At 63.2% G+C, this 11,789-nt stretch carries 7 protein-coding genes and 1 pseudogene; 4 read left to right on the plus strand and 4 right to left on the minus strand.

Translation table 11 applies throughout. The features are described from left to right. Positions 1-109 precede the first annotated feature (109 nt). Entirely contained in the window at positions 110-1,009 is a 900-nt protein-coding gene (locus tag CCR97_RS24815) for a bacteriophage abortive infection AbiH family protein (protein ID WP_111355307.1), read from the plus strand. Between the two features lie 98 nt (positions 1,010-1,107). Here the strand turns inward: CCR97_RS24815 and CCR97_RS24820 are convergent, their stop codons facing one another. The 3 genes from CCR97_RS24820 to CCR97_RS24830 are packed head-to-tail and all read right to left on the minus strand — an operon-like array spanning position 1,108 to position 4,740. Next, complete coding sequence (locus CCR97_RS24820) at positions 1,108-3,081, minus strand: DUF3732 domain-containing protein (RefSeq protein WP_111355308.1); 1,974 nt, start codon at positions 3,079-3,081, stop codon at positions 1,108-1,110. Further along, on the minus strand, positions 3,081-3,512 hold the full coding sequence (locus CCR97_RS24825; RefSeq protein ID WP_201159971.1) for a three component ABC system middle component: 432 nt from the start codon (positions 3,510-3,512) through the stop codon (positions 3,081-3,083). The genes CCR97_RS24820 and CCR97_RS24825 overlap by 1 nt, the downstream gene beginning before the upstream one ends. Before the next feature lie 58 nt (positions 3,513-3,570). After that, complete coding sequence (locus CCR97_RS24830; RefSeq protein ID WP_146618630.1) at positions 3,571-4,740, minus strand: ABC-three component system protein; 1,170 nt, start codon at positions 4,738-4,740, stop codon at positions 3,571-3,573. Between the two features lie 1,267 nt (positions 4,741-6,007). Here CCR97_RS24830 and CCR97_RS24835 point away from each other — a divergent pair. From CCR97_RS24835 to CCR97_RS24845, 3 genes are all read left to right on the plus strand, one after another. After that, positions 6,008-7,339, plus strand: a complete 1,332-nt coding sequence (locus tag CCR97_RS24835) for an OmpA family protein (protein WP_146618631.1) — start codon at positions 6,008-6,010, stop codon at positions 7,337-7,339. An 895-nt stretch (positions 7,340-8,234) separates the two neighbouring features. After that, positions 8,235-9,266, plus strand: coding sequence for an amidohydrolase family protein (locus CCR97_RS24840; RefSeq protein ID WP_170145660.1), 1,032 nt, complete (start codon positions 8,235-8,237; stop codon positions 9,264-9,266). Positions 9,267-9,359: 93 nt separating this feature from the next. After that, a complete protein-coding gene (locus CCR97_RS24845) occupies positions 9,360-10,340 on the plus strand; it encodes a Bug family tripartite tricarboxylate transporter substrate binding protein (protein WP_111355310.1) in 981 nt (326 codons plus the stop codon). 473 nt (positions 10,341-10,813) lie between these two features. Here CCR97_RS24845 and CCR97_RS24850 read toward each other — a convergent pair. Beyond that, positions 10,814-11,789, minus strand: a pseudogene (locus CCR97_RS24850) (hypothetical protein); the annotation flags it as partial.

Genomic DNA, 11,789 nt, shown 5'->3' on the forward strand with positions numbered 1-11,789 from the left:
CCTAGACCGCTCAAACACTCTGTCAAATCCCAATCGTCCATTGTGAGACGTCGAGTCTGTGCGGTACTTATCCGACGCTCGCTCTTGGCGCACATGAACAGAGCCAACCATGTCCGACAAGCTGTACATCATCGGGAACGGGTTCGACCTTCATCATGGAATAAAGTCGTCCTATCGCGCCTTCGGTGACTACGTGAGGATCAACGACCGGAGGACCTACGACTTCGTAGTGCGTTACTTCGAGATGGACGACGGGTTCTGGGCGGAGTTCGAGGAACGGTTGGCGTATTTTGATGTGGATAAGCTGACAGACAACGCGTCGACTTTCCTCGTAGGCTACGGCGATGAGGAATGGAGCGATTCCTATAATCACGACTATCAATACGAAATGAGTCAAGCCGTTGAAGCCGTGTCGGTGAAGTTGCAAGCACGCTTCCAAGAGTGGATTCGCCAACTCGCCATTCCGTCGAAGTCTGACATTGAAGCAATTCGACTCCCAATAGATCCATCAGCCAAGTTCCTTAATTTCAATTATACAGCGACATTGCAACTCTTATACGGAGTGCCAGAAAGCCGGATCCTTCATATCCACGGTGCGGGCACGGATCCAAATGCGCATCTTGTTCTCGGCCACGGCTGGGAGCCGGAGTCCGATTCCGACCCGTACCGCTTCCATGCAGACCCAGAGGCCGCCGACACGCGAGTAGTCGAAGGACAAAGAATTATCGATGGCTACTTCCGAGACACATTCAAGCCAACAGCGCAGATTATTGCCGCAAATGATACCTTCTTCACGGAGCTTGCCAAGACCGAGCATATCTACGTAATGGGCCATTCTCTATCAAATGTTGACCATCCATATTTCTCCGAGATAATGCGGCACATCGACCTAGATCGCGTGAGTTGGAAAGTGAGCTATTTCGGCGCTCTTGAAACGACTCAAAAGCATGCTGAGGAAACTGGAATACCGATGCACCTCGTTGAGTTTGCACGCCTGACCGAATTTTAGCCCCACAAAATGATACATGCTCAGCACAGGAGTTCAGTCGCATCGCCGGGCTGACCGATAGGCATAGCATGCCGTCCGCCGAGAGAGATAGGCGCGCGTTAACCGGCAGGATTTGGACGAGGGATCCATTCTGATGGCACGAGCGCGCGCCCGCGCCATTCTTCGATGACTTCAACGCCGTCTAATCCGCCCCAAACATCCTCACCTGCGTGATCCAGCACGATAATCTGAAGGCGCCCTTTAGCTATGCGAGCTTCTGCGCTTAACAAAGAAAACACCTTCCGCACCGCAATAACATCTTGATCGCGCCAAATGGCAATCTCTGGCGACTCATCCTGCGCCATCCGTTTGGGAAAATAGACTTGGCTAGGTTGATCGTATATGAGCAGCCCTGGTACGGGATGATGCGGCTCAGCCAGAAAATATTTCTGCAACGCGAGCGTTATCGCGATGTGGTATGCAAGCCAATTCGCCCCGCTGCCAATTTCCCACAGATAATCATCGCGACTCCCTCGAACAACCTTTACAGTCAGGTCTTCAATACTTAGCCGAACCGGCGCATCCGGCCACTCTGCGTCAAGCTGTGGTACACAATGGCTCGCCATGTACTCAATACGATCCAGGGCATTGCGGAGCTTCCTGCGAATCTCTGCTTCCGAAATGACCCGCTGTAGAGCCAATATTTCGGCTTGGATCTGAGCGATCTCCTCGCGCAGCGTTGATGACTGATCAGCACGTTCATAAAGCTGGATCGCCTGCTCTAAGCGCCCTAAAAATCGTTCGGTGCGATCGAAGTGATCAGCAGCTTCCCGCGCTGTATCAGAGTCACGCTCTAACCGCGCAATTTCAGTTCGTACTTGATTGAGCCGTTCGAGAACACGCTCAGCACCGGTTCGCTGTCGAAGCGTTTCCCGGTCGAGCGTGTCTGAGACAGTCGGATGTGTTCTGAGTTTCACCTCGACGACGTTGAGATTGTCGCACAGGGTTAGCAACTGCTCGCGACCACCGCGCCCAATATTGACGATCGGATCTTCTACTTCCCTTTCAACGATATCCCGTAGCCATTTAGCGAGAGCGAGCCGATCTCGCTGTATCAGCATTGCACCACCATACGCCTCGCTGCTCTCGCGCAACCGCCGCAACTCATTTAGGCGCTGGCGGTGTATCGTAAGTTCCCGTGCCGTGTTTCCTTCCTCGGTGCGCAGGGTCTCCAACCGGCTCAAGATCGGATCGATGCCGGCAAGTGTAGGTCGAGCATTTCGCGCGTGACTCGCCACCACCTGGCGGAGCAGATCAATGATGCTCGGCCAGTCCGCAGGAATCGTTTGATCAGGCGGCAGTAACCCGATCTCGACCGCTTCTCGTAACCAACCCTGCGTTTCAAGCTGCCACGCTGTAGTCGCCGAGACGATCGTACGCAGATCGCTTTCTTTCCGCCGCAAATTACGGTTAAGGCGATCCAATTCAAAACGGGCTTGCAAAACCGCGGCCGTAACAGCCCCCAACACATACGGAAAAATTGTCTTCAGCTTTTCGCGATGCTCGGTTGTGTCCGCCTTGAAGAACAGCACATCCGGATTCGCGATGATATTCTGAGGCTGAAAGGTGAATGCCATCAAATCGCGAAAGCCGGGACGGGATTTGAACCCATTGTCTGAATTGGGCTCAAACTCAAGGCTGCTCAAGCCCGCTAAACGGTTGAGAACGCCCTTCACTGCATCTACGTTGGTCGTCTTTTCTGCGATCCGGTCAGGCACCATGACCTCAGCCGCTTCGACCAGTACCATGTCGCCGGTGCTCTGCTGCTCGCCCGGCTCGCGCCGGGCTAAGAGCTTTTGGCCTTCCAGAGTGTCGACGACAATTCCGAACCAACTGCAATTCTCCCGAATTACCCCGACCGGAATCGCGCACTTATCCGAGCCGAGGCAATAATCGATGATTGGGATGACGGCGGATTTACCCGTCTTTGACGCGCCGCTGATTACATTTACTATACCCGGCTTGAACATCAGAATACGCGGCGCAGCTTCAATGCGCGGCCAAAGAATAAGTTTTCGGAGCTGGAAATACATCAGAACTCCACGGCGAGAGTTGAGGCCACTTGGGCCAACGGAACTTTTGCGAACCAGTCCCCAACCTTCTCGGCAGCGCCCGCGAGGCCCCGAATCCGTTCCGGCACGATTGGCTTACGCATGTTTGGAACGGCAGCATTCGCTCGGAGAGTGACCGCATCATAATCTAGCGTTAGCAACTGGCGGCTCACCCCCATGGCAATGGATTGCAGCGTCAGCCATCGCAACGCCAAGGCACGTTCGTGCACCGCTAGAAGATTCTCACGATCCTCACCCAGCTTGGCAGCAAAAAGAGCGAGGCCGGACGCTTTTCTGGTAGAACCGATCAGTTCAAGGGTTGGTCTGTGAAGGACTAGAGGGAGAACAAGAAAGGCGAGCGGTAGAATCGCCGGGCGACCGGCATCCTCCTGATACCGGTTCCAAAACGCCATATTGCATAGGCGCCAAGTGCAGGGTTCTGCACAATCTCGACTTCGGTTAAACGAGGACTCATCCTTCGTCCTCATTCAAGAGCAGTCTGTAGTTTGGATGCCACCCAAGCCGCATGTCGTTAGCTAATTCGTTAAAACAGCCATGCACAAAATGTCCCGGAACCGCACGTCCGTCCAAAGGCGCCTGGAGCTGAGCACAACGTCGATAGGTCAAGCGGCCACAAACTGCTGCATCACGATCGGCGTGGAGATCCGCCACTTCGCCGCATATCAGAGCGTGCCTCGATACGAGATGCTCATCCCATTCTGAGAGACTTCCCGCAAAGACCAGTCCTGAGTCAGCCCAGGCCGATTTATCGGCAGAAGCTCTCAAATAATCGCCTACAGCGCGCACGCGATCATCTTCGGCAGCATTAATTATTTCAAGCTGACGGATGAAGATTGGACGTAACGATAAAACAGCCGCGATCTCATCATCGTGAGGCGCGGGGGTAAAGGAAGTAAGCAGACTTGGGATGTTCACCTTCTGAACAAACGCCCTGAACTCAGCCTTGAAGGTGTCTCCGAAAATAATCGCTGGTTTACCCTCTCGGATAAGGCGATCGGCCTGTTCCTTTGCCATGCCGATTGCGGAATTGCAGAGCACGTCGACCAATTCCGGCACAACGGCTGTATTGATGAGGGCGCGCAACGGATTAACCGGATCCTCGTCTTCACTCAGAATCTTTAACCTCGCGACCACCGTCGCACGCACTTCGCGTGAAGTATTGAGGAAGCATTGAAGAAATGCGTCGCAACTCTTCGGCTTCTTAAGCTTAGCGTACTTTGTCTCAATCGCCTTGACGAGGGAAGCAACGTCCTCAGTCGATGCAGCGTCATTTAGTGCCTTCGCCCACCCGCCTTGGTGCGGCGGGGTCACGTAGATCTGGAAACTAGATTTGTTAGGGTCGATTTGCCCTTCGGCAATACCACAGAGCCAATTCGCGATGGTCTTCCAAAGATCTTCTGACCAGTCAGCGAGAGGGTTCTGCTTTAGTGCACTCTTTGTTTGCTCAAGCGTCACCGCCCCGTCGGCGTGATGTATCGCGATATCGTCGAAATGCTCTAGCGATACAGCCGCACCCTTGGGGCACGTCAACAGGTGAAAACAGAGCCTAACAGGCTGCAGCGCAAAACCTAAATACGGCCCCGGCGCCGCGTGCTTTACGGCTTTGACGGCAACGTTCATTCCCGCTCCCCGCCACAGGCTGGTTATTTCCTGACTTGTCTTCTACCACCAACGGTTGTTATTATTTCGCCTCGTAAGCATAGGATGCCCCATGAGTGGGGGGAAGTCCGAAGGCTGGTCGGGACACTCGGATTCACCGGGAAATTTCCGCATCGTGCCACCTTCCCCACCCGCAGGTCTACGTAGCTCATGGAATTGCACATTGATTGACGGCGCCCGATCCCCCGCCGCACGCGATCCCAGTGACCGGCTGCTCGGTTCGCATCGAGCACCTGCCCGCAGTGTCGTTCTTCACGAGCTCGCTCCCGAGCGACGTAATAGGGGTCAGCCCCAAATGCAGCGATCAGCCCTGAGGCATCGGAGGCTGCTTGTCGCCTGCGCTCTGTTCGACGTTTCCACCATTTGAACATTGCTCACACAGCGTTTGCGGGTCGCCGGCCTAACCACGATCTTATCCACAATTTTTACGTGCGCACGCAACTTCATGCTCGAATGCGTTCTCGCCCTGAGCAATCTTCTCTGGGTGGATTTCCTGCTTCGCTCTACTTTTGGAGGAGACCATGAGTTTCGAAGGGCGCATTGAAAAGATCAAACCAAAGATCGAACTCGAAACGTGCCCGGACTGTAAGGGCAAGGGTGAGAAGGATGGCAAGACCTGCCCGCGCTGCAGCGGCTCTGGCAAGCTTCGGAGCGCGAGATAGCTCCACCGAATTGTTGGACGCCACTTGCGAGCATTCGAGCCAGCCGCGCCTTCGCTGTCGCGGCTGGCAATTATCTTTTGAGTGTCCGACGAAGCTCTCTACGAACTGGCCGGCGGTTGCCCGCCTTCTTTGAGCGCGCGAGATTTCGTTTGCACCTTCCATCGGGGTACGCACCCCTCTCCCACTCCACGGCCTCTCGCCGGGCCAGGATGTGCTCTTGAACGACCTTGTGCTGATTGGGCGTGACCCGAACCACCGTACTGAAAAAATGTGGGGGTAGGTGCCTGGGGTATCGACCTAAACCGAACTCCGATTCGGCTGCTCTCTCAACGAGCTATGCGTTTTCTGCGATTCCGCCCCTGGCACCATCCCGACGATCCTCTGATTCCGCTCACGACACTGACGACGCGATCCGGCTGAACGGTCGGGTCCTGGCGCATCTGTCGCGCGTCCTGCGTTCGAACGATCGTGCGCCCGCCGCCACTACACACGCGGGCCGTCGGTTTGACCGGCCCTCGCGCCCGCACGACAATCGGGCCGCGGGTGAGGCGGAAACGGGGACGACGATGACGGACGGGTTCGGACGGGCGGCGTGGATCGGCATCGCGGCGGCGGTCGCCGTGATCGGCCTCGACGTCGGGGCGTTGCACGCCCAGACCGGGGCACCGGCCGGCAGCCGACCGTCCGCGGGCGACGCGGCGACGGGCGCCGCCACCGGCGCCTCCTCGGCCCCGACGACCTCCTCGGCCCCCACCACGCCGGCGCAGGCCGCCAAGCCGCTGCGGCTCGGCGACGCCGTGACGACCATCACGCGCGCCCTGTTCGACAAGATCGCGCGGCCGAAGGACGGGTCCGTGGTGGAGGTGGTGGTCGATCCGCTGCTCGACGGCAAGACCGGGCTGCACACCGTGGCGGCCGCCGAGGCGGGCCGCCGGGCGGCCGAGATCGCCAAGGCCTATCCGCACATCCGCATCGTGCCGTTCACGCCGGAGGCGCTGTCGCGAAAGCCGCTCCTGCTGATCGGCACGCTGTCGGCCGTCCAGGCCGGCGCAGCCGGCCAGAACGCCGAGCAGGGCGGCGGGCAGGCGGCGAGCGCGCAGACGCCGGACGCCTACCGGGTGTGGTTCACGCTCGCCGACACGGCCACCAGCCAGGTGGTCGCCAAGGCGCAGGCGCCGGCCGTCGCCTCCGACGTGAACGCCTCGCCGCTTCCCGCCGAGGCCGACAGCCCGGCCTGGCGGCGCGACGCCGCGACGGCGGCGTATCTGGAGAGCTGCGCCGAGACCAGGCCCGGCGAGGCGCTGCGGCCCGCCTATGTGGCGCAACTGCCGGTCGCCGCCCTCGTCGCGGAGGCGAACGCCGCCTATGCGGCCAGGCGCTACAAGGAGGCGCTGGCGCTGTATCGCCGCGCCGCTGCGCTCCCCGACGGCGAGCAGCTGCGCGTGCTCAACGGGATCTACGTCACGCTCGACAAGCTCGGCCGCAAGACCGACGCCGAGGAGGCCTTCGCGCGGCTGGTCGACCACGGCCTGCGCCAGCGCGATCTCGCGGTAAAAATCCTGTTCCGCCCCGGCACGCCGGAGTTCGTCCGCGGCCGCGAGGCGCGCGCCTATCCGATGTGGCTGTCGCGGATCGCGACGCGGGCCGCCGCCGGCGACGCCTGCCTGGAGATCGTCGGCCATTCGAGCCCGACCGGTCCGGCCGCCGTCAACGACCGGCTTTCCGCCCTGCGGGCCGAGACGATCCGGGGCCGCCTCGACGGCGCCTCGCGCGGCCTCGGCACCCGGATCGTCGCACGCGGTGCCGGCTCACGTGAGACGATCGTCGGCACCGGCCGCGACGACGCGACCGACGCACTCGACCGCCGCGTCGAGTTCAAGGTGATCGGCTGCTCGTGAGCAGCGGCTCGTTGCCGATGGCGCGTGGCCGCGCCGCCGTGGTCGGGGCAGCTTACGGATCTGATGAACAACACCGACGCGCGATCAGATCGACTCCCCTCATGGTGAGGAGCGGCCGCAGGCCGCGTCTCGAACCATGCGGCCCCGATGCAGAGGCCGCCCTCGCCCTTCGAGACGGCTGCTTCGCAGCCTCCTCAGGGTGAGGGCGGAGACAGGTCGGTTTAATCGCACGGAGGTATGAGACCGATTCCGCTCGTCCCCGCGAAGGCGGGGACCCAGGGGCGACACGTTGTTCGGCTCTGGATTCCCGCTTACGCGGGAATGAGCGGCGCACGGAGCGACGTCAGCGGGGGTCGCTCCAAATCGCCGTCGGCGATCCGCGCACGCCGCTGCGCGGGTCAGGCTAGGCGGGGGCCGGCGCCGCGTAAAATAGTGATTTGTTTGCTCCCTATTGGAGCGGCTTATACCGCGCTGCCGAGAGCTTCCGACAGGCCTCTGCCGCATCGCCAGAAGTGCCTGCCCCACAGCGAGATTCATCATCGTCGGCACGCCGGCGCTCCGGCTTCTGCGCGAAACGCGCGCGCATGCGCCCACCGAAGACCTAGTCCCGCCTCGTCCGGCTTGAGCGGCGCGTCCGCTCGCGCCTAGACTCGCGCGACTGATACGGGCCGGTCGATCTGCTTCCGGTCATTCCGGGGCGCGGCAAAGCCGCGAACCCGGAACCCAGCGGCAAGCTCGGAACGTTCGGCTGGAGTCCGGGTTCGGCGCGGAGCCTGTGCTCGGGCGGCGCAAAGCGCCGACCCGAGTGCGCTGCCCCGGAATGACTGCCGAATCTGATCGACTGGATGTGACACCACGTGATCACCGGCCTCACCGCGGGACATTTCTGACAGACATGACAGACAGCCAGCCGACCCCGGCCTCGCGCCCCTTCGCGATCGACGTGCATGCGCATGTCATCGTGCCGTCCGTCTATGCGGAGACCAAGCCGCACAGCCTTTTCGCGCGCGCCGAGGCCGACCCCTCCCTCTCGCCCGACCAAAAGGCCGCGGTCGTCGCCCGCAACGACGACATCGCGCGTCGCATGGCCGACGTGAGCGAGCGCCTCGCCGCGATGGACCGCACCGGCGTCGCCGTGCAGGTTCTGAGCGCGAGCCTCGTGCATCAGTGCAGCTGGTTCGCCGCGCCCGAGGAGAGCCTCGCGATCGAAAAGCGCAACAACGACGCGATCGCGGAGATCGTGAAAAGCGCACCGCATCGCTTCGCCGGCCTCGGCGGGGTGCCGCTGCACGCGCCGGATCTGGCCGTCGCCGAACTGGAACGTTGCGTCGCGACGCTCGGCCTGAAGGGCGTGCAGATCTCGTCGCGCGTGCGCGACAAGGAGATCGGCGATCCGTCGCTGCGGCCGTTCTGGGCGAAGGCGGAAGCGCTCGGCGCCGTCGTCTACGTGCACCCCTCCGGCAATCCGGACCCGCGGCTCGCCCCCTACATGATGTGGAACAGCCTCGGCCAGTCGATCGAGGAGACCTTCGCGATCGCCTCGCTGTTCTACGAGGGCGTGCTCGACGCGTTCCCGGATCTCCGCATCTGCATCTCGCATGGCGGCGGCTACATGCCGTTCTACACGGGGCGGGTGACGCGCAACTACATCGAGAAGCCGGCGACGCGCCGCAACATGACGAAGCCGCCGACCGACTATCTGCGCATGCTGCACTACGATTCCTGCGTCTACGATCCCCGCGCGCTGGAGATCCTGATCGAGACGGTGGGCGCGGACCGCGTGCTGCTCGGCTCCGACTATCCGGTCGGCGATCCGCGGCCGACCGAGTTCATCTCGTCGGCCGAGTTCCTGACCGACGCCGAGAAGTCCGCGATCCTCGCCGGCAATGCGGCCCGGCTCTATGGAATCACCACCGCGACGACCTGAAGCGACCTGATCACGTCGCGCGCCGGCGCGACATCGGAACCGAAGCACGTCGCGCCTCGGCGCGACATCGCCCCGAAAAAAGGAGACCCCGTCATGACTCACCTCTCGCGGCGCCGCTTCAACAGCCTCGCTCTCTCGGGCCTCGCGGTCGCCGGCTTCGGCGGCGCGCCGGCCGCGGCGCAAGGCGGCCCGACCATCACGGTGGTGGTGCCCTACACGGCGGGCAGCGCCCCGGATCTGTTCGCCCGGCTGCTCACCGAGCATCTGCACAAGGCGATGGACCGCACCATGATCGTCGAGAACCGGGTCGGCGCCAGCGGCAATCTCGGCACGCTCAGCGTCGCGCGGGCGACGCCGGACGGCACCACGCTCCTGGTCACGGCCAACACGATCGTGATGAATCCGAGCCTGTTCAAGTCGCTGCAATACGACCCGGTGAAGAGCTTCGAGCCGGTCGCCGCGCTGGTGACGGCGAACTTCGCGCTGGTCGTCAACGCCGGGCTCGGGACCAAGACGCTCGCCGCCTTCGTCGCCAAGGCGAAGGCCGCCAAGGATCCGATCAACTACGGCTCGCCCGGCATCGGCACGCCGCATCATCTGTGCATGGAGCTGTTCCGCCGGCGCGCCGGCATCGAGCTCGTCCACGTGCCCTATCGCGGCCTCGCACCGGCCGTCACGGATCTCGCCGGCGGGCACATCTCGGCGATGTTCATGCAGGTCAACGCGGCGCTCGAGCTCGCCAAGCAGGGCCGCGTCGACGTGCTCGCCCTGATGGGCACGGCCCGCAACCCGATCGCCCCCGACCTCGCCACCTTCGCCGAGCAGGGCATCAAGGATGTCGACGTCGACAACTGGTGGGCCATGTTCGCCCCGGCCGGCACGCCGGCCGACGTGGTGAAGACGCTCAACGCCCGCGCCAACGAGGTCTTGAAGCGCCCCGACGTCCTCAAGGCGATGGAGACGCAAGGGCAAACCCCGATGGGCGGCCCGCCCGAGGTGCTGAAAGCTCTCGTCGAGACCGACCGCGCCCGCTGGGCCGAGGTCATCAAGGCCGCCGGCATCGCGCTGGATTGAGGATCACGACGCCGCTCCGTGGGTCGGCGCATCAGGACGGTGGCGCGGGCATCCTCTGACGCCGCGGCGCGTGCGGCGTTGCTCCCTCTCCCCGGCGGGGAGAGGGCGGGGGTGAGGGGGTGCCGACGCCGATTGCTTTTGTCGAGAGGGCGGCACCCCCTCACCCGGGCTTCGCGCCTTCGGCGCGAACCCCGACCTCTCCCCGCTGGGGAGAGGTGAAGCGAGGCGCCGGCATCGCGCTGGATTGAACGGCAGACGCGAACCTCGTGACGTCGCCCTCATGGTGAGGAGGCCGCGCAGCGGCCGTCTCGAACCATGTGGCCGAGTCGTGTCGGCTGAAGCGCCGTTGCGAGTTCGATACGGGCCGGGCCGCGTCCTTCGAGACGCCGCCTTCGGCGGCTCCTCAGGACGAGGCGAGAAGCCGGGCGTGCCGCCCGCTCCACCTCGAGCGCCTCACGTGGCGCGCCCTACCGTCATTCCCCCCAGGCCGCGAAGGCCTCGGCGAAGGCGCGCTCGCCCGGGGTGCCCTTCTCGATCGCCATGATGGCGCGGCGGTTGTTGCCGTAGACGATCGGCACGTCGAACCACGCCCGCTCCTTGAGGAGCTGGATGTTGCGCTGCATGTCGGTCTCGCTCGACGACAGGCCGATCAGGAAGAAGTTGGTCGTCACCTTGACGGCGAGGCCGGCGAGCGGGACGCCGCGCGTCTGCTCGGCCTGCTTCATCAGGATGCCGGGGATGTTCGAGATGCCGCCGTTGGGGAAGTCGGGCGGCAGCGTGAACATGATCTCGATGGTGTGGCTCGCCGGCAGCGAGCGATCGGTGTTCCGGCGCAGCGAGAAGCGCACCGAGGTGTTGCGCTCGGGGATCTCGATGTCGGCCCGCACCACCATGTCGGGCGCCTGGCCGGGGGCGGCGACGATCGTCTCGGTGCGCCACACGGCGGTGCCGACATAGCGCTTGCCGCCCGGATCGGCCGGGTCCTCCTCGTAGAGGACGACGCGCTGGGCGACGGCCGGCTGCGCCTGCTGGGGCCGCAGGCCGGCGCCCGGCGCCTGCTGCGATCCGACCCGGTCGGTGATCTTGCCGGAGCGGTTGGACTCGGCGGGCGCGCTCGGGGCCGGGGCGGTGGCGACCTGCTCGGACGGACCGAAGAGGCCCGCCACGCTCGGCCACAGCCACCAGCCGAGGCCGACGACGACCAGCAAGGCGAGCCCGGCGAGCGCGCCCTTGAGGAGCTTGCCGCCGAGCGGCGTCTTGATTGGGCCGCCGAGATCGTCGCCGGCGCGCGCCGGCAGCGTCTCCGGCTGCAGCGGGAACGGGCGGCCGCCGCCGGACTCGCGATAGTCGTGGTCGTCGAGATAGGGCCGCACGCCGCCGCGGGCGCCGAAATCGGCGTCGGCCGGCTCGCCGCGCGCCTCGCCGCGCGAGTCGGGCGGACGCGCCGCG

Origin of the sequence: Rhodoplanes elegans (genome assembly GCF_016653355.1) — a bacterium.
Lineage (GTDB): Bacteria > Pseudomonadota > Alphaproteobacteria > Rhizobiales > Xanthobacteraceae > Rhodoplanes > Rhodoplanes elegans.